Below are 18,755 nucleotides of genomic sequence, written 5' to 3' on the forward strand. Positions count from 1 at the left end.
CGACGGGGCACGCAGCCCAAACTCGCTGCGCTCAGACATGGGCTGCTCTTCGACCCCGCCGCCCTGCGATGCTCGGCTCGCTCTACGGCTCGATTCAAGTCAAAAGCTGGAAGCCAAAGCCAAAGCCAAAGCCAAAGCCAAAGAAAAGAACAAAGCCGAGCCGAGCCGACGCCAGAGCAAGGTCGACGACGGAAGGAAAAACCGAAAGCAACCCGAAGCTGCGTACAACCCGGACGGATCAATCATCTGCGCGAAACGCATCCTCGATCCATCGCAACGTCGGCGCATCCGCCTCGCCGCTCGCCTCGACCACATCGAATCGGCAGGGCAGATCGCGCAGCCCGCGCTCGCGCATCAGGAATTGTTGCGCCGCCAGCACTAGGCGTCGGCGTTTGCCGGCATCGATCGACGCCGCGCCGCCGCCGAACGCTGCGGTGTGGCGGTGGCGGACTTCGACGAACACGACGACGCGCGACGCACCGCGCGTGTCGAGCATCACCAAATCGAGTTCGCCGCCGCGGAAACCCACGTTCGCGGCAAGGGGGCGCAGGCCGGCGGCCTGCAGGTGCGCAGCCGCTGCCCGCTCGACGGCAGCGCCATCGCGCCGCCGGTCATTCAACCGCCGGCGTCCGCCTGCGGTACCACCTGGCCATTGCGCCACGTCGCCCATGCGGGCTGGCGCATGACGTTGCCGTCGCCGGCGATGCGCAACATGCCGGTCGCGCCACCGATGGCGGCATCGGGCGTGCGGGCGAGGTGTTCGAGATAGCCGCTCAGCAACCAGGCGTCGAAACCGAATGCGAACAGGCGCGCCGCGCCGCCGCGTGCGGTTGGCAGATCGCGGGCGACTGTGGTCAGCGGCGGCAGCGAACGCGCGCTGGCGCCGGTCGACCAGCTTTCGGTCGGAAACACGATGCCGTCGAGGATCTGGTCCTCTTCGGCCTTGCCGGTGCCCTGCGTAAGCAGCGAACTACCAAGGCGCGGGCGCGTCGCCAAGCCGGCGACCGACAGCTGCGGTGCGATCACGCGCGCCTGGTTGCCGCGGATCGCGAGATACACCGCATCGACGCCGGTGCCGCTGGCCAGCGCGTTCTGCAGCGCCGGCACCTGGTCGAGCGGGCTGTCGCCGATGATCGCGAGCGTGCTGACCACACTGCCGCCGTTCTGGGCCAGACGTGCGGTCAATGCGTCGACGCTGCGGCGCGCGGCATCCTCGCCGTTGCTGAGCACCAGGACATGGCGCGCGTTGCGCTTGAGCAAATATTGGGCGGCGGCGTCGCCTTCGTCCTCGGGCGCCAGCGAGAACGCGGCGGCGTTGTCCGGGGCCTGTATGGAGCCGCGGTTGAGTGCGAGCACCGGCACCTGGGTGGGACTGCGGAACAGTGCATCGACCTCGTCGCGGCCGAGGGGGCCGACGATCTGGTCCGCGCCTTCGGCGATCGCGCGGCGGTAGGCCTCGGCGGTCCCGGCCGCGGTCCCGGCGGTGTCGTAGAACGCGAGTTCGGGCCGCTCGCGGCGCTCGCCGTAGTAGCCGGCGAGCAGCCCATCGCGCACGGGCGCAGCGGCGGTGGCCAGTGTGCCGCTCATCGGCAACAGCACGGCGAGCTTGCGCGCGGGACGGTAGCCATCGCGTTCGGCGGCGGGGCGGGTATCGTCGAAGGCCCAGCGGGCGTCCGCAGCCGGGGCCGAGGACGGCGTGGCGGCCGGATCGCCGCCGGTGGTCTGCACGGTCGCGCAGCTGGCCAGCATCGCGGCCAGTGCGGCGCCGGCAAGCAGGCGCCAAGCGCGGGGCTGGGTACCGACGGCGCGCGGCATGCGCGTGCGGGCATTCGAAGGCTGGACCGTTGCTGCCATGTCGCGGTTCCGCTACGGGATAATGGGCGCATTCTAGCGTTCCCGGTGTGCAGACGATGAGCGACCCTTCCCGTGCCCCCGGCGTCCTGCATGTCGTGGCGACGCCTATCGGCAATCTGGGCGATCTGTCGCCGCGCGCGCAGGCGGTGCTACGCAGCGTCGATGCGATCTGCGCCGAGGACACCCGCCACACGCGCCAGCTGCTCGGCCACTTCGGCATCGAGCGCCCACTCATCGCCCTGCACGAGCACAACGAGGACGGTCTGGCCGCGCGGCTGGTCGAGCGGCTGCAGGGTGGCGAATCGTTGGCAGTGGTCAGCGATGCCGGCACGCCGCTGGTCAGCGATCCCGGCTTCCGGCTGGTGCGCGCGGCGCGCCTCGCCGGCCTGCGGGTGTCGCCGGTGCCGGGGCCGAGTGCGTTGATCGCGGCCTTGAGCGTCGCCGGTCTGCCGAGCGACCGCTTCGTGTTCGAAGGCTTCCTGCCGGCCAAGGCCGGCGCGCGGCGCGAACGCCTGCAGACGCTCGCCTCCGAGCCGCGCACCGTGCTGTTCTACGAGTCCTCGCACCGCATCGAAGAGATGCTGGCCGACGCGGTGCAGGCCTTCGGCGGCGGACGTCCTGCCGTGGTCGCGCGCGAACTCACCAAACTGTTCGAGACCGTGCTCGACGGCCCGCTGGAGACGCTGGCCGCGCGTGTCGCCGGCGAGGCGGATCAGCGCAAGGGCGAGTTCGTGGTGCTGATCGAGGGCGCGGGCGACGACGTCGATGCGCGGCTGGCCGAAGGTCGCCGGGTCTATGCGCTGCTGTCGCGCGAGATGAAGCCGTCGCTGGCCGCGAAGCTCGCCGCCGACATCACCGGCGCGCCGCGCAAGTCCTTGTACGGCGCGCCGTCGGACCTGTGAGCGGGACCGACGGCGCTACCCGGCCCGGCATCACGGCCGGCCGTATCTTCCGGGTGTTCCTGCGCCTGGGGCTGACCTCGTTCGGCGGCCCGGTGGCGCATCTGGCGTTCTTCCGCGACGAATTCGTCGTGCGCCGGCGCTGGCTGGGGGAAGCGGAGTACGCGGAGCTGGTGGCGCTCTGCCAGTGCCTGCCCGGCCCAGCCAGCAGCCAGGTGGGCATGGCGCTGGGCCTGCGCTGGGCAGGGCTGCGCGGCGCCCTTGCGGCGTGGTGTGGCTTCACCCTGCCGTCTGCGCTGCTGATGATCGGCTTCGCGCTGGGCCTGCTGCATTCGGGCAACGGATTGCCCGCGGGTGTGGTGCACGGCCTGAAACTGGTGGCGGTGGCCGTGGTCGCGCAGGCCGTGTGGACGATGGGGCTGGTGTTCTGCCGTCGGCCTGCCGCCCTCGCCCTGGCGCTGTTTGCTGCCGCCGCATTGCTGCTCTGGCCTTTCGCTGGCATGCAACTGGTGGTGATTGGCGGGGGCGCGCTGCTGGGCGCCGGCTTGTGGCGCATCGACGACCGCCTGCCGAGCACAGACGTACCCGTCTCCGGCTCGCGATGGCCGGCGCGGATTGCGCTACTGCTGTTCACGGTCCTGCTGCTGGGCCTGCCAGTGCTGGCGCACGCGTTGCCGGCCTCCACCGCCGCCGTGTTCGCGGCCTTCTATCGCGCCGGCGCGTGGGTGTTCGGCGGCGGCCACGTCGTGCTGCCGCTGCTCGAAGCCAGCGTGGTGGCGCCCGGCTGGATGACGGAAAGCGCCTTTCTCGCCGGCTACGGCGCCGCCCAGGCACTGCCGGGACCGTTGTTTGCGTTCGCCGGTTTCCTTGGCGCGGGCATGCAGGCGGGACCGGGCGGTTGGGCCGGCGGTCTGCTGGCGCTGGTGGCGGTGTTCCTGCCGGGGTTGCTGCTGGTCGTCGGCGTGCAACCGGTGTGGCAGCGCGTGCGCCGCTGGCGCCGCATGCGTGCCGCGCTGGCGGGCGTCAACGCGGCGGTGGTCGGATTGCTGTTGGCCGCGCTCGTTGATCCGTTGTGGACGAGTGCCGTGGCGGGCTGGGGCGATGTGGCGCTGGTGTGCGTCGCGCTGCTGGCGCCGGTTGGCCTGCGCATGCCCGTGTGGCTGCTGGTGCCGGCCATGGCGTTGTGCGGGTGGGCGCTGGGCGCGATCTGACGGATCGACTGCCCGCACTCTTCTCTCTATGGCGCGGTGATGGAGCGCCGGACCACATACCGGCGGCAGGCATCGACGGCTGCGGCGGGTCGTCCCGTGCGAGAATGCGCGCGGCGGAGTCGGCCAGACAGTCGCGTCACCCCGGATGCTTGCATGCGGCGGTGCCGAGGAAAGTCCGGGCTCCACAGGGCAAGGTGCCAGGTAACGCCTGGGCGGCGCGAGCCGACGGAAAGTGCAACAGAAAGATACCGCCCAAGACTGCTTTAAGCAGGACGGCAAGGGTGAAATGGTGCGGTAAGAGCGCACCGCGAGCCTGGTAACAGGCCGGCACGGCAAACCCCACCTGGAGCAAGACCAAATAGGGACCTCATGACGTTGCCCGCGTCGGGTCCGGGTAGGTTGCTCGAGCGTACCGGTGACGGTGCGCCTAGAGGAATGACTGTCCACGACAGAACCCGGCTTATCGGCCGGCTCCGCCACCTATACAACGAAAGCCTCTGAAGGATTGGAGGCTGCTTCGTCAGCGTTGCTGTCGAGGCCGATTCCGCACGACACCGTCGCCCTTCTCGCTTCGGGACGACGTGCCGCCCGGGCTCTGCCCCTGCTATTCAACGACTCAGGCGTTAAAGCGTCTAGAGGCGGTTTTTTGGGGAATTGAAATCGAGGTCAGGAATCGCGCCATTGGCTTCTCTTCAGAAAAACGATGCCCCGAAAGCGGATGAGAGTGCCCATGTAGCTCTTTTTACAGAGCCCCGGCCCTCACCCGACGCGCTGTGCGCGTCGACCCCCGGATCACGTCCGAGGCAGGCCCTCTCCCTGAGGGAGAGGTGCTGGGTTGGCTGTTCTCTTCGTTGGAGGCTGAGCCTGATGCGCGGCGTCGTCCTCGATCGGGGCAGAGCGGGGTCCGAAGTAGCTGTTCGAGGCTCGAAGCGCCCGGAATTGATTCGAACGGGCTGCTGTTCGCGCAACGCGACGCCAAGCCGCTCTCGAAACAGGCCAGTGCCGCACTGCAGCAAGTCGATTTCGTGAAGCCCACGTGAGGGTTCCGTTCATTGCCAAAATCACTCGAATCTCAAAATTTGAGACGAAACAGGTGCTTGTGGATAAAGCTTGAACAAGTCTCTGAAGAGTGCTGCAAGTCATTGACCAGACAGGTGAAAAGTTCTCGACAAAGCTGTTGACAACCCAAATGGCGGGTCCTAAGGTGGCGACTCGTGGGGAAACCGGGAATTTCGTGGTTTTCCGAACGCCAAAGCCCGCTTCAGACGGGCACTCAACGGGCAGGAACCGACGTGTTGCAGGGCGAGACCGCCATCACCATCGACGAGAAGGGCCGACTGGCGATTCCCACCGCCTATCGGGACTTCGTCGCGCGTGAATGCGACAACCGGCTGGTCCTGACCTACAACCCCTTCGATGCCGGCGGGTTGTACCTCTACCCGTTCAAGGCCTGGGAAACGCTCCGCGACCAGGTCAATGCGCTGCCGCGCACGCTCGCCCGCAACCGCACCCTGCAGCTCAAGCTGGTCGGCGCCGCCACCGTGCTCGAGCCTGACGCGAGCGGCCGGATCGGTATTCCGTCCAGCCAGCGCAATACGGTCGGCATCGACCGGCGCGCGGTGCTGGTGGGCATGGGCGACAAGTTCGAACTCTGGAGCGAACAGGCGCACCAGGCCCAGATCCGCCAGACCCTCACCGACGAGGACATGGCCGGCGACGATCTCGAAGGATTGCCGTTGTGACCGCGGGTGGTACGGATCCCACATCCGGCCACCTCCCGGTGTTGTACGCGCAGGTGCTCGAAGGCCTGCACGTCCGTCCGGATGGCCGCTACCTCGATGGCACCTTTGGCCGCGGTGGTCACGCCGCCGGCGTCCTCGCGCAGCTGGGCGCCGACGGCCGCCTGCTGCTGATGGACAAGGATCCCGAGGCCATCGCCGTCGCCCAGGCCCGGTTCGGGCAGGACCCGCGGGTGTCGATCCACCGCGGCAGCTTCGTCGACCTGGCGATATGGGACGTCGCGACCGAGGCGCCACTCGACGGAGTGCTGTTCGACCTGGGCGTGTCTTCGCCGCAGCTCGATGTGGCCGAGCGGGGTTTTAGCTTCGGCAAGGACGGTCCGCTCGACATGCGCATGGATCCAGACGCCGGCGAAAGCGCGGCCGAGTGGATCGCGCGCGCCGACGAGGCTGCGATCGCCGACGTGCTGTGGACCTATGGCGAAGAGCGCATGAGCCGGCGCATCGCGCGGGCGATCGTCGCGCGTCGCGCTGAGGCGCCATTCCTGCGCACTGCGGATCTGGCAGCGGTGATCGGCGCCAATGTGCCGCGCGGCAAGTCCAAGCCGGGCCAGAAGGAAACGAATCCCGCCACGCGCTCGTTCCAGGCGATCCGCATCCACATCAACCGCGAACTGGCCGATCTCGAAACCGGTCTCGATGCCGCGCTCGCAGCGCTGCGTCCCGGCGGCCGTCTGGCGGTGATCAGCTTCCATTCGCTGGAAGACCGCATCGTCAAGCGTTTCATTGCCGGCCACGCCAAGGCGCCGGCCGGCAATCGCCGTCTGCCTGAAGCCGCGCCGTTCGTGCCGCGCCTGCGCATCGTCGCCGATGCCACCAAGGCCGACGACGCCGAACTGCGCGACAACCCCCGTGCCCGCAGTGCAGTGCTGCGCGTGGCCGAAAAACTCGAGGGTGAGCCGCCGCGTGTGCGAGTCACTGACTCGCGCGGTGGCGAACGCCCGAGTGCTGTGCGCGAAGGCCGGGGCGACGAAGGAGCCGCCGCATGAAGCTGCGCCATCTCGTCGTCGCGATCCTGCTGGCCGCCAACGTGATTACCGCGATCGGCGTGGTGCACGCGCGCCACGACTACCGCCAGCTCTACATCGACCTGACCCGTCTGGAGCGCGCGCGCGACGAACTCAACATCGACTTCGGCCGCCTGCAACTCGAGCAGGCGACGTGGGCGATGAGCAACCGCGTCGACCAGGTCGCGCGCGAGCGTCTGGGCATGCGCTTCCCGGAGACGGCCGAGATCGTCGTGGTGCGCCCATGAACTTCCGCAAGTTCATCAAGGCCGGCGACGGCCACGCCAAGAAGCCGCGCAAGCGCGCGCAGTTCGATCTGCGTCTGCGCCTGATGCTGGTCGGCGGCGCGCTCGGGCTGGGCGCGGTGGCGCTGGTCGGTCGCGCGGTGGACCTGCAGCTGATCGACAACGCGTTCTACCAGCAGAAGGCCGACGCGCGTTTCCGCCGCGAAGTGCCGATCCCGGCCTCGCGCGGCATGATCACCGACCGAAATGGCGAGCCGCTGGCGATCTCCTCGCCGGTCGAATCGCTGTGGGCGAACCCGCAGGAACTGAGCAAGCATCCCGACCGTCTGCCCGAGCTGGCCCAGGCCACCGGTCTGCCACTCGAAGAGCTGTCGCGCGCGGTGTCGCAGCGCGCCGACAAGGAATTCATGTACATCCCGCGCCACCGCCGGATCAGCCCGGTGGCGGCCAAGCGCGTGCTGGATCTCGGCGTGCCGGGCGTGTTCTCGCAGCGCGAATACCGTCGCTTCTATCCGCAGGGCGAAGCGGTTTCGCACGTGCTGGGTTTCACCAACATCGACGACAACGGCCAGGAAGGCGTGGAGCTCGCGTTCGACGAATGGCTGGCCGGCGTGCCGGGCGCGCAGAACGTGATCCGTGATCGCCACGGCCGCATCGTCGAACACGTCAGCCTGGTGCGCGCCGCCGAGCCGGGCAAGGATCTGGTGTTGAGCATCGATCGCCGCATCCAGTTTCTCGCGCATCGTGAACTGCGCCGCGCGCTGGAAGAGACCGGCGCGAGCGCAGGCTCGATCGTCGTGCTCGACGTGGCGACCGGCGAGGTGCTGGCGATGGCCAACCTGCCGACCTACAACAACAACCGCGTCACCGGTGAGAACCGCGACGCACACCGCAACCGCGCGCTGACCGACCTGCTCGAGCCCGGCTCGACGATGAAGCCGATCACCGTCGCCGCGGCGCTGGAAAAGGGCGTCATCACCCCGACGACCACGTTCAACACCAGCCCCGGCTGGATTCCGAACGGCCGGTCCAACAGGACCAGCGATTTCCGCAATTACGGCGTGCTCGACACGACCGGCATCATCACCAAGAGCTCGAACGTCGGTTCGTCGATGATCGTGCACAAGCTCGACAACCAGTACTTCTACGACTTCGTGCGCAGCTTCGGCTACGGCCAGAGCACCGGCAGTGGCTTCCCGGGCGAGGCCGCAGGCCTGTTCCCGGATCCGTCGCGCTGGAGCGGCACCAGCAAGCAGGGCATGTCCTACGGCTACGGTCTGTCGGTCACGCCGATGCAGATCGCGCACGCCTACGCCACGCTCGGCAATCACGGCCGTTCGATCACGCCGACCTTCGTCAAGGGCCATGTCGGCGAATCGCGCCAGGTGGTCTCGGCCGCGGTCGCCGACGAAGTGGTGCGGATGATGCAGACCGTCACCGAACCCGGCGGTACCGGCACGCGCGCGGCGATCCTCGGCTACCACGTCGCCGGCAAGTCCGGCACCGCGCGCAAGGCCAGCGGCGGTGGTTACGCGCGTCGTTATCTCGCGTTCTTCGCCGGCCTGGTGCCGGTCGAGAATCCGCGTTTCGCGATGGCCGTGGTCATTGACGATCCGGACACCTCCAAGGGCGGGTCTACCTACGGCGGCGGCTACGTGTCCGCGCCGGTGTTCCAGCGGGTCATGGACGGCGCGCTGCGCCTGATGGACGTGCCGCCGGACGACATCGATACCTGGCTGGCCGCGCAGGCGACGGCCGATGCCAAGCGCGCGCGCGAGCAGGGCCGTGGCGTTCCCGCGCCGGCGACGCCTGCGGCCGCACCCGTTGCGCCTGTCGTGTCCGCGGCGCAGAGCACGCCAGTCGCCGCGACGCATGTCGCCGGAGGCCAGCGATGAGCCGCGCGATGGCGCTCAACACGCTGCTGCCCGACGTGGCTGCGGTGCCGGCCGATACGGTGATTACCGGCCTGGCGCAGGACAGCCGCGCGATCCGTCCGGGCGATGCCTTCGTCGCCATCGGCGGCTTCGGTACGCACGGCCTGCATTTCACCGAGATCGCGCGCGCCGCCGGCGCCAGCGCGATCCTGTTCGAACCCCCGGTGCCGGCCGAGATTCCGTCGTTGCCGGCCGATGCGATTGCAGTCGCCGGCCTGCGCGCGCGAATGGGCGTCATGGCCGATACGTTCCACGGCCAGCCCTCGCACGCGATGACGATGGTCGGCGTGACCGGCACCAGCGGCAAGACCTCGACGGTGCAGTTGCTCGCGCAGGCCTTCGAGGCCGTCGGCACCCGCGCCGGTACCATCGGCACGCTCGGCGCCGGCCTGCATGGCGCGGTCGAGCCGACCGGCTTCACCACGCCGCTGGTGCTGCAGACGCATGCGCTGCTTGCGCAGCTGCGTGACGCAGGCGCGCAGGCGGTGGCGATGGAAGTCAGCTCGCACGCGCTCGACCAGGGCCGCGTCGACGCCGTGCATTACGACGTCGCGGTGTTCACCAACCTCACCCGCGACCATCTCGACTACCACGGCGACATGGCTGGCTACGGCGCGGCGAAGGCCAAGCTCTTCGTGCGCGAGGGCCTCAAGGCCGCCGTGATCAATATCGACGATGCCTTCGGAGCGATGCTGCCCGCGCAACTCGCCGACAGCGCCCGCGCGATCACCATCAGCGCTGCCGGCAACGCCGCCGCCGACATCGCCGCGCACGACATCGCGCTCGACGATCGCGGCATCGCGTTCACGCTGCGCGTGGACGGCCAGTCGCTGCCGGTGCGCGCCGCACTGCTCGGCCGCTTCAATATCGACAACCTGCTGGTCGTCGCCGGCGTGCTGCGCGCGCTGGGCCACGCGCCGGCCGACATCGTGCGCGTGCTTGCCGGTCTGCAGCCGATCGCCGGACGCATGAACCGCCTTGGCGGCGGCGACGCGCAGCCACTGGTCGTCGTTGATTACTCGCACAAGCCCGACCCGCTGCAGCAGGCACTGCAGTCGCTGCGCGGTCATCTGCGCGGTGAACTGGTCTGCGTGTTCGGCTGCGGCGGTGAGCGCGACACCGGCAAGCGTCCGCAGATGGCGGCGATTGCCGAAGCGAATGCCGACCGGGTCATCGTCACCGACGACAACCCGCGCGGCGAGAACGGCGACGCGATCGTTGCCGACATCATGGCCGGCTTCGCCAAGCCTGATGCGGTCATCATCGAGCGCGACCGTCGCCGCGCGATCGAACGCGCGATCGGCGAATCGAAGCCGGGCGACATCGTGCTGATTGCCGGCAAGGGCCACGAGCCCTACCAGGAGATCGACGGCGTGCAGCATGCGTTCGACGATCGCGTCGTCGCGCAGGCTGCGCTGGATGCACGCAACGCAGAGGCGGCGACGCCGCACATGGATGTGCAAGTGCCGCGACCGCAGGATGCGGAGGAGCGGTCGTGAACCCGCTGTCGCTCGCCCGCATCGCCCAGCTGGTAAACGGTCGCCTGCATGGCGCCAACAGCGATTTTCCGATCGATGCCGTGGCCACCGACACCCGCAAGCTCGACGCAGCCGAAGTGCATGCACTGCTGTTCGTCGCGCTCAAGGGCGAGAACTTCGACGGCCACGACCATGTCGCCGATGCAGCCGAACGCGGTGCGCGCGCAGCATTGGTGGCACGTCCGCTCGACATCGCCCTGCCGCAAATCATCGTCGCCGATCCGCAGCTCGCACTCGGCGCCCTGGCAACCGCGGTGCAGCGTGCGCGCGCCGCGACGGTCGTGGCGATCACCGGCAGCAACGGCAAGACCAGCGTCAAGCAGCTGGTTGCGGCGATCCTCTCGGGTCACGCGTCCACCAGCTTCAATCCAGGCAACTTCAACAACGAGATCGGCCTGCCGCTGGCCGTGCTCGACGCGCCGGAAGATGCGGTATTCGCGGTCTACGAGATGGGCGCCGGCAAGCCGGGCGACATCGCGTACCTGACTGCGATCGCCAGGCCCCGCATCGCATTGGTCAACAACGTCGCACCGGCGCACATGGAGCGCATGGGCAGTCTGCTCGACATCGCCGACACCAAGGCCGCGGTCTATGACGCCTTGCCGGCTGACGGTACGGCGGTCATCAACGCCGACGATGCCTTCGCGCCGTACTTCGCGCAGCGCGCCCACGGCCGCCGACTGCTGCGCTTCGGAATCGAAGCCACGGCCGACGTGCGCGCGCGCGACATCCGCCTCGACGATGCCCGCGCACGCTTCCTTCTGGTCACGCCGGCTGGCGAGGCCGAGGTCACGCTGCCGCTGCCCGGTCGCCACAACGTACGCAATGCGCTGGCGGCCACGGCGATCGCACTCGCGGCCGGCGTGCCGCTCACGTCGATCGTATCCGCGCTCGCCGCCGCGGAAGCCGTGGCCGGCCGTCTGGTCCGCTACACGGTGGCGCAAGGCGCAGTGCTGATCGACGACAGCTACAACGCCAACCCCGGCTCGCTCAACGCCGCCATCGACACGCTCGCTACCAGCGGCGGTGACCGCTGGCTGGTGCTCGGCGACATGCGCGAACTCGGCCCCGACGGTGCGGCCATGCACGGCCAGGCCGGCGTACGCGCGAAGTCCGCCGGCATCGCGCGGCTGTACGCGCTGGGCGCACTAAGCGCGGCCGCCGCCGATGCCTTCGGCGACGGTGCCCGCCGATTCGATACCCACGAAGCGCTGATCGAAGCGCTGCGGGCCGACCTGCACGCCGATGCGCGCGTGCTGATCAAGGGCTCGCGCGGCAGTGCGATGGACCGGGTGGTCACCGCGCTGCGCAACACTGAAGGAACCGGACATGCTGCTTGAACTCGCCCGCTGGCTGCAGGGTCTGGAAGACTTCTTCAAGCTGTTCGAATACCTGACGTTCCGCGGCATCCTCGCGGCGCTGACCTCGCTGCTGCTGTCGCTGTGGCTGGGCCCCGCGGTGATCCGCAGGCTCGCCCAGTTCAAGGGCGGCCAGCCGATCCGCCAGGATGGCCCACAGACGCATTTCTCCAAGGCCGGCACGCCGACCATGGGCGGCGCACTGATCCTGTTGACGATCTTCCTGTCGGTGCTGCTGTGGGGCGACCTGCGCAACCGGTATGTGTGGGTCGTGATGGGCGTGATGGTCGCCTTCGGCGCGATCGGCTGGTACGACGACTGGATCAAGATCGTCAAGCGGGATCCCAACGGTCTGAAGTCGCGCTGGAAATATCTGCTGCAGTCGATCTTCGGCCTCGCTGCCGGCCTGTATCTCTACCTCTACGCCGACGTCGCCGCGGCGACGACGTTCTATGTACCGCTGTTCAAGTCGATCGCGCTGCCGCTGGCCGGCATCAGCTTCGTCGCCATTGCCTACTTCTGGATCGTCGGCTTCTCGAACGCGGTGAACCTCACCGACGGCCTCGACGGCCTGGCGATCATGCCGACCGTGCTGGTCGCCTGCGGCCTCGGCGTGTTCGCCTACGCCTCGGGTAATGCGGTGTTCTCGAACTATCTGCAGATTCCGCCGGTGCCGGGCGCGGGTGAACTGGTGATCATCTGCGCGGCGATCGCCGGGGCCGGGCTCGGCTTTCTGTGGTTCAACACCTATCCGGCCATGGTCTTCATGGGCGACATCGGTGCGCTGGCGCTCGGCGCCGTGCTCGGCACGATGGCGGTGATCGTGCGCCAGGAACTGGTGCTGGTGATCATGGGCGGCATCTTCGTCATCGAGACGCTGTCGGTGATGATCCAGGTCGCCAGCTTCAAGCTGACCGGCAAGCGCGTGTTCCGCATGGCGCCGATCCACCACCACTTCGAACTCAAGGGCTGGCCCGAGCCGCGCGTGATCGTGCGCTTCTGGATCATCTCGGTGATCCTGGTGCTGATCGGCCTCGCCACGTTGAAGGTGCGCTGATGGCCCGGACCTACGACACGATGGCCCACGACAGCGCCGCCGCCCGCCAGGCGACGCGCATCGACGACATCGTCGGACGCTTCGACCCGTGGCTGGTCGGCGTCATCGTGTCGATCGCGACACTCGGCGTGATCATGGTCGCGTCGAGCTCGATCGCGATCGGCGAGGACATGCGCGTCGGCCGCTACTACTTCCTGACGCGCCACCTGATGTTCCTCGCGCTGGGGCTCGGCCTTGCGTTCGCGGTGATGCGCACCGAACTCAAGACGATCGAGAAGTACGACCGCTTCGTGTTGCTGGGCTGCTTCGGCCTGCTGCTGCTGGTGTTCGTGCCCGGCCTCGGTCGTTCGGTCAACGGCGCGCACCGCTGGATCAACCTCGGCATCTCGAACTTCCAGGTGGTCGAGGCGGTCAAGGTCATCTACATCGTGTGGCTGGCCAGCTATCTCGTACGGTTCCGTGACGAGGTCAACGCGACCTGGCCGGCGATGCTCAAGCCGCTCGGTGTCGCCGTGGTGCTGGTGGGCCTGTTGCTGCTCCAGCCCGACTTCGGTCACGCCTCGCTGATCCTCGCGGTGACCGCCGGCATGCTGGTGCTCGGCGGCGTGCACATGCCGCGCATGGCCGCGCCGGTCGTGATCGGCCTACCAATCTTCGCCTTCATTGCGATTCTCGAACCCTACCGCGTGCGTCGACTGACCTCGTTCCTTGATCCATGGGAAGACCAGCTCGGCGCCGGCTACCAGCTCAGCAACGCACTGATGGCGGTCGGCCGCGGCGAGTTCGCCGGCGTTGGGCTCGGCGCGTCGGTGCAGAAGCTCTCGTACCTGCCCGAAGCGCATACCGACTTCATCTTCTCGGTGCTGGCAGAAGAGCTCGGCTTCATTGGCGTGTGCCTGGTGATCGGCCTGTTCGTCGCGCTGGTCGGCCGCGCGTTCTGGATCGGACTGAAGTGCGTCGAAATGCGCCGTCACTTCGCCGGCTACTGCGCCTTCGGCGTGGCGCTGATGGTCGGCCTGCAGAGCATGGTCTCGATCGGCGTGAATCTCGGCCTGCTGCCGACCAAGGGTCTGACGCTGCCGCTGGTGTCCTCGGGCGGCTCGAGCGTGATGATGACCTGCGTCGCGATGGGCCTGCTGCTGCGCGTGTCCTACGAACTCGACCGTGCCCAGCGCCAGGTCGCCCGCTTGCGCGGCGATGCCGCGGCGCCCGCCGCGGCCGGTCCCGTCCCGCCCACCACCCAGCCGCCGCTGCCTGTGCAGTCGAACGTGACGTCGCGCGGCACCAGCCGCCTGCAGCAGCGCGTCGAGCCGAGCTTCGGCGGCAGGAGTCAAGCATGATCCGTCGTCTCCACCAGACCCGTGGCCTGTCGAAGGAAGACTTCGCCAAGGTGTTCTCGCGCGTGCATTTCGTCGGCATCGGCGGCATCGGCATGAGCGGCATCGCCGAGGTGCTGTGCACGCTGGGCTACAAGGTGTCGGGCTCCGACACCGCCGACAGCGCCACCACGCGCCGCCTGACGCGCCTGGGCGCGACGGTGCATCGCGGCCACGCCGCAGCCAACGTGCTGGGCACCGATTGCGTGGTCGTCTCCAGCGCGATCCGCCCCGACAATCCCGAACTGATGGAAGCGCGCGCGCAGCGCATTCCTGTCGTGCCGCGCGCCGAGATGCTCGCCGAGCTGATGCGCTTCCGCCGCAGCATCGCGGTCGCCGGTACGCACGGCAAGACGACGACGACGTCTCTAACCGCCAGCGTGCTCGCCGAAGGCGGCCTTGATCCGACCTTCGTCGTCGGCGGCCAGCTGCTGGCCGCAGGCGCGAATGCGCGCCTGGGTAGCGGTGACTGGCTGGTGGCCGAGGCCGACGAAAGCGACGGCAGCTTTCTGCGTCTGAATCCACTGGTCGCGATCGTCACCAATATCGACGCCGATCACCTGGAAAACTACGGCGGCGACTTCGCCCGTGTGCAGGCCGCGTTCCATGAATTCCTGCACCGCCTGCCGTTCTATGGTCTCGCGGTGCTGTGCATCGACGATGCCGAGGTCGCGCGTCTCGCCTCGGAAACGCCGCGTCACGTGATGACCTATGGCCTGTCCGAAGACGCCGACGTGCGCGCCGAGGACATCGGCCAGGACGGCGCGGCGATGACGTTCACGCTGTGCCTGCCCGAGAACACCCGCGTTCGTGCCCGCCTCGCGCTCCCCGGTCGCCACAACGTGCTCAACGCGCTGGCCGCGGCCGCGGTGGGCTGGCAGCTCGGCGTCGCGCCCGAGGCCATCGTCGCCGCGCTTGGGCGCTTCGAGGGCATCGGTCGTCGCTTCAATCTGCTCGGCGAACTGGTCACTCCGACCGGCGCCCGTGTGCAGCTGGTTGACGACTATGGCCATCACCCCAAGGAACTCGCCGCGGTGTTCGAAGCCGCCCGCGGTGGCTGGGGCGATCGCCGTCTGGTCGTCGCGTTCCAGCCGCACCGCTACAGCCGTACCCGCGATCTGTTCGACGATTTCGCCGGCGTGCTGTCGGATGTCGACGCGCTGGTGCTGACCGAGGTGTACCCCGCCGGCGAAGCGCCGATTGCGGGCGCGGATGCGAAAGCGCTGGCGCGTGCGATCCGTGCGCGCGGTCGTATCGATCCCGTCGTCGTCAACGGTGCTGACGAACTCGCCGGCGTGCTGCCCGACATCCTCCAAGACGGCGATTTGTTGTTGATGATGGGCGCCGGCGATATCGGCGCGGCCGTGCAGAAGCTGGCGCAGGCCGGTTTCCAGGCCGCGGAGGCTGCGCGATGAGTCTCGCCTTGTCGCCGCCCCGTTTCACCGATCCCGCCGTGTTCGGTCGCGTCGCCGTGCTGCTCGGTGGTCCGGGTTCGGAGCGCGAAGTCTCGCTGCAGTCGGGACAGGGCGTGCTCGACGCGCTGCGCTCGCGCGGCGTCGATGCCCATGCCGTCGATGGCGTGCCGGCGCTCGCGAAGGACATCGTGGCCGGCCGCTTCGATCGGGTGTTCAACATCCTGCACGGCGGCGATGGCGAGAACGGCGTGGTGCAGGGCCTGCTCGACGCCTTCGCGATTCCCTATACCGGTTCGCGCGTGCTGGGTTCGGCGCTGACCATGGACAAGATCCGCACCAAGCAGGTGTGGATGAGCCTCGATCTGCCGACGCCGCGTTACCGTCGCCTGCAGCCGGGCGATGACGTGCACGCCGCGGCGCGCGAGATCGGCCTGCCGGTCATCATCAAGCCGTCTAAGGAAGGTTCGAGCGTCGGTATCAGCCGCGTGTTCGAGGACGCCGACCTGGACGCCGCGGTCGCACTTGCCGCACGTTATCCCGGCGAACTGCTGATGGAGCAGATGGTCGAGGGCGACGAACTGACCGTCGCGGTGATCGAAGACGTCGACGGCCCGCTTGCATTGCCGTCGATCCGCATCGTGCCCAAGGGCGCCTGGTACGACTACGACGCCAAATACGTCTCCGATGACACCCAGTATCTGTGCCCGGGCCTGGATGGCGACGACGAGACGCGCATCGGCGCGCTCGCGGTCGACGCGTTCGTGGCCGCGGGCTGCAGCGGCTGGGGCCGCGTCGACGTGATGCGCGACCGTCGCACCGGCGCGCTGCTGCTGCTGGAAGTGAACACCGCGCCGGGCATGACCAGCCATTCGCTGGTGCCCAAGGCGGCGGCGAAGATCGGCATCGATTACCCGGCGCTGTGCTGGCGCGTGCTCGAAGCGACCGTTCCCGCGGAGGTGGCGCCGCGATGAACCAGGCGTTCGGCACGATGGCGCGGGTCCTGGCCTGGGCACTGGCGATTGCGCTGGTGGCCCTGCCGGTGGTGGCCGTTGTCAACGGCTGGATCGGCGCCGAGCGCTGGCCCTTGCGCGTGCTGCGGGTCAATGACGGCCTGGAGCAGGTCGATACCGCGCGCGTGCGCGCTGCGGTGCTGCCGCACGCGCAGCGCGGCTTCTTCGCGGTCAACCTGGGCGATGCGCAGCGCGATGTCGCGCGCGTGCCGTGGGTGGCCGGTGTCGAAGTGCGCAAGAAGTGGCCCGACGTGCTGGAAGTGCGGATCGCCGAACACGTGCCGTTCGCGCACTGGGGCGATGCACGCCTGCTGTCGACCCGCGGCCGCCTGTTCGCCGCCGAGGGCGTCGAGGCCCCGGCGCAGATGCCGCACTTCGAAGGTCCCGAGAGCCGCATCGCCGACATCGTCGCGCTCTACAACGAATCCCGCGATCTGTTCGGCGGTGCCGGCGTGCAGGTCGAACGCGTGGTGCTCGACGCGCGCGGCAGCTGGCAGCTGACGCTGTCGAGCGGCACCGAAGTCATCGTCGGCAGCCAGGAAGCGCGCATGCGTCTCGCACGTTTCGCGCGGATGCTGCCGCGCCTGACCACCGGCCGCGCAGAGCCGCTCGCGCGCGCCGATCTCCGCTACACCAACGGCTTCGCCCTCGTCTGGGCGCAGCCCGAAGCGGCCGAAGCCGCCGCCGAGGCAGGCGTCGCAGCGCCTGCAGGCGCACCTGCCAACCGCATCGCGGTGGCTCCGATCTCCCACGCACGCATCCAGAAGCACGGCCTCACATGAACCGCAAAGGCGACAAGACGCTCATCGTCGGACTCGACATCGGCACCTCGAAAGTGGTGGCGCTGGTCGGCGAGTACTCGCCCGGCAACCCGATTGAAGTCATCGGCATCGGCAGCCACGAATCGCGTGGGCTCAAGCGCGGCGTGGTCGTGGACATCGAATCGACGGTGCAGTCGATCCAGCGTGCGGTCGAGGAGGCCGAGCTGATGGCCGGCTGCGAGATCCGCTCGGTCTACGCGTCGATCTCCGGCAACCACGTGCAGTGCCGCAACTCGCCGGGCATCGTGCCGATCCGTGACAACGAAGTGACCTGGGCGGATCTCGACCGCGTGCTCGATGCGGCCAAGGCGGTCGCGATTCCGGCCGACCAGAAGATCCTGCATGCGATTCCGCGCGAATACGTGCTCGACGACTCGCAGGAAGGCATCCGCAATCCCGTCGGCATGACCGGTGTGCGCCTCGAGGTGCACGCGCACCTCGTGGTCTGCGCGCAGTCGGCCGCGGCCAACATCAGCAAGTGCGTGCAGCGCTGCGGCCTGTCGATCGACGATCTGATCCTGTCGTCGCTGGCGTCGAGCACTGCGGTGCTGACCTCTGACGAGCGCGAGCTTGGCGTGGTGCTGGTCGACATGGGCGCGGGCACCACGGATCTGGCGGTGTTCGTGCAGGGCGCGATCTGCCACACGGCCAGCTTGCCGATCGCTGGCGACAAGGTGACAGAGGACATCGCGCACATGCTGCGCACGCCCACCCCGGAAGCCGAGCAGATCAAGGTCCGCTACGCCTGCGCGCTCGCGCAGTTGGCGACCAGCGAGGAATCCATCCAGGTGCCGAGCGTCGGCGATCGTCCGCCGCGTCGCCTGCCGCGCCAGTCGCTCGCGCAGGCGGTGCAGGCGCGCTACGAGGAAATCTTCGAAATGGTGCAGGCCGAACTGCGCCGCTCGGGCTTCGAGCAGCACGTCCGCGCCGGCATGGTGCTGACCGGCGGCGCCTCGAAGATGGAAGGCGTGGTCGAACTCGCCGAGGAAATGCTGCAGATGCCGGTGCGCGTGGGCATCCCGCAGCACGTCACCGGCCTGGGCGAAGTGGTCGGCAATCCGGTGCATGCCAGCGGCGTGGGCCTGCTGCTGATGGGCAGCCAGATCGAACACCCGCGGCGTCCGGTGGTGTCAGGCGGTCGCGCCGGCGGGTGGCTGAAAAAGATATGGGCGCGGTTCAACGGCGAATTCTGATTCGCGCCAGTGCGGGATGCGGCGGGCAGAGCGACGGC

16 protein-coding genes and 1 other RNA gene are annotated in these 18,755 nt (G+C 68.6%); 15 read left to right on the plus strand and 2 right to left on the minus strand.

The genetic code is table 11. The features are described from left to right. Window positions 1-238: 238 nt before the first annotated feature. Window positions 239-619 carry a YraN family protein gene (locus J2X52_RS06180; protein ID WP_310150311.1) on the minus strand — a complete coding sequence of 127 codons (381 nt, stop codon included), beginning with the start codon at window positions 617-619 and terminating at the stop codon, window positions 239-241. Beyond that, window positions 616-1,854 carry a penicillin-binding protein activator gene (locus J2X52_RS06185; RefSeq protein WP_310150312.1) on the minus strand — a complete coding sequence of 413 codons (1,239 nt, stop codon included), beginning with the start codon at window positions 1,852-1,854 and terminating at the stop codon, window positions 616-618. Before J2X52_RS06185 ends, J2X52_RS06180 begins: the two co-directional genes overlap by 4 nt. Window positions 1,855-1,910: 56 nt before the next feature. On the opposite strand from J2X52_RS06185, the gene rsmI reads away from it, so the two are divergent. The 15 genes from rsmI to ftsA all read left to right on the plus strand — a co-directional run bounded on the left by rsmI (window position 1,911) and on the right by ftsA (window position 18,717). Continuing rightward, window positions 1,911-2,756: a 16S rRNA (cytidine(1402)-2'-O)-methyltransferase gene (rsmI, locus tag J2X52_RS06190; protein ID WP_310150316.1), complete on the plus strand. Its 846-nt coding sequence runs from the start codon at window positions 1,911-1,913 to the stop codon at window positions 2,754-2,756. Beyond that, the gene (gene chrA / locus J2X52_RS06195; protein ID WP_310150319.1) at window positions 2,753-3,964 is read left to right on the plus strand and encodes a chromate efflux transporter; all 1,212 of its coding nucleotides are present in this window, start codon (window positions 2,753-2,755) and stop codon (window positions 3,962-3,964) included. Before rsmI ends, chrA begins: the two co-directional genes overlap by 4 nt. A 115-nt stretch (window positions 3,965-4,079) precedes the next feature. Further along, window positions 4,080-4,443: RNase P RNA component class A (gene rnpB / locus J2X52_RS06200), an RNA gene on the plus strand. Window positions 4,444-5,256: 813 nt separating this feature from the next. Beyond that, window positions 5,257-5,706, plus strand: a complete 450-nt coding sequence (mraZ, locus tag J2X52_RS06205; RefSeq protein ID WP_310150322.1) for a division/cell wall cluster transcriptional repressor MraZ — start codon at window positions 5,257-5,259, stop codon at window positions 5,704-5,706. Next, window positions 5,694-6,752, plus strand: coding sequence for a 16S rRNA (cytosine(1402)-N(4))-methyltransferase RsmH (rsmH, locus tag J2X52_RS06210; RefSeq protein WP_310151164.1), 1,059 nt, complete (start codon window positions 5,694-5,696; stop codon window positions 6,750-6,752). The genes mraZ and rsmH overlap by 13 nt, the downstream gene beginning before the upstream one ends. 2 nt (window positions 6,753-6,754) lie before the next feature. Further along, entirely contained in the window at window positions 6,755-7,018 is a 264-nt protein-coding gene (gene ftsL / locus J2X52_RS06215) for a cell division protein FtsL (protein ID WP_232134759.1), read from the plus strand. Continuing rightward, window positions 7,015-8,910: a penicillin-binding protein 2 gene (locus J2X52_RS06220; RefSeq protein WP_310150324.1), complete on the plus strand. Its 1,896-nt coding sequence runs from the start codon at window positions 7,015-7,017 to the stop codon at window positions 8,908-8,910. Before ftsL ends, J2X52_RS06220 begins: the two co-directional genes overlap by 4 nt. Then, on the plus strand, window positions 8,907-10,448 hold the full coding sequence (locus J2X52_RS06225; protein WP_310150327.1) for a UDP-N-acetylmuramoyl-L-alanyl-D-glutamate--2,6-diaminopimelate ligase: 1,542 nt from the start codon (window positions 8,907-8,909) through the stop codon (window positions 10,446-10,448). Before J2X52_RS06220 ends, J2X52_RS06225 begins: the two co-directional genes overlap by 4 nt. A 71-nt stretch (window positions 10,449-10,519) precedes the next feature. Beyond that, the gene (murF, locus tag J2X52_RS06230) at window positions 10,520-11,827 is read left to right on the plus strand and encodes a UDP-N-acetylmuramoyl-tripeptide--D-alanyl-D-alanine ligase (protein WP_310151169.1); all 1,308 of its coding nucleotides are present in this window, start codon (window positions 10,520-10,522) and stop codon (window positions 11,825-11,827) included. Next, window positions 11,817-12,902, plus strand: a complete 1,086-nt coding sequence (gene mraY, locus J2X52_RS06235; protein ID WP_310150330.1) for a phospho-N-acetylmuramoyl-pentapeptide-transferase — start codon at window positions 11,817-11,819, stop codon at window positions 12,900-12,902. The genes murF and mraY overlap by 11 nt, the downstream gene beginning before the upstream one ends. Next, complete coding sequence (gene ftsW / locus J2X52_RS06240) at window positions 12,902-14,242, plus strand: putative lipid II flippase FtsW (protein WP_310150333.1); 1,341 nt, start codon at window positions 12,902-12,904, stop codon at window positions 14,240-14,242. Before mraY ends, ftsW begins: the two co-directional genes overlap by 1 nt. Continuing rightward, complete coding sequence (gene murC / locus J2X52_RS06245) at window positions 14,239-15,693, plus strand: UDP-N-acetylmuramate--L-alanine ligase (RefSeq protein WP_310150337.1); 1,455 nt, start codon at window positions 14,239-14,241, stop codon at window positions 15,691-15,693. Before ftsW ends, murC begins: the two co-directional genes overlap by 4 nt. Continuing rightward, entirely contained in the window at window positions 15,690-16,664 is a 975-nt protein-coding gene (locus J2X52_RS06250) for a D-alanine--D-alanine ligase (RefSeq protein WP_310150340.1), read from the plus strand. Before murC ends, J2X52_RS06250 begins: the two co-directional genes overlap by 4 nt. Beyond that, window positions 16,661-17,485, plus strand: coding sequence for a cell division protein FtsQ/DivIB (locus J2X52_RS06255; RefSeq protein ID WP_310150343.1), 825 nt, complete (start codon window positions 16,661-16,663; stop codon window positions 17,483-17,485). Before J2X52_RS06250 ends, J2X52_RS06255 begins: the two co-directional genes overlap by 4 nt. After that, window positions 17,482-18,717 (plus strand): cell division protein FtsA, encoded by a 1,236-nt coding sequence (ftsA, locus tag J2X52_RS06260; RefSeq protein ID WP_310150348.1) that lies wholly within the window; start codon window positions 17,482-17,484, stop codon window positions 18,715-18,717. Before J2X52_RS06255 ends, ftsA begins: the two co-directional genes overlap by 4 nt. The last annotated feature ends 38 nt before the right edge of the window (window positions 18,718-18,755 follow it).

It is taken from the genome of Luteimonas sp. 3794 (assembly GCF_031456825.1).
Taxonomy (GTDB): domain Bacteria; phylum Pseudomonadota; class Gammaproteobacteria; order Xanthomonadales; family Xanthomonadaceae; genus Luteimonas.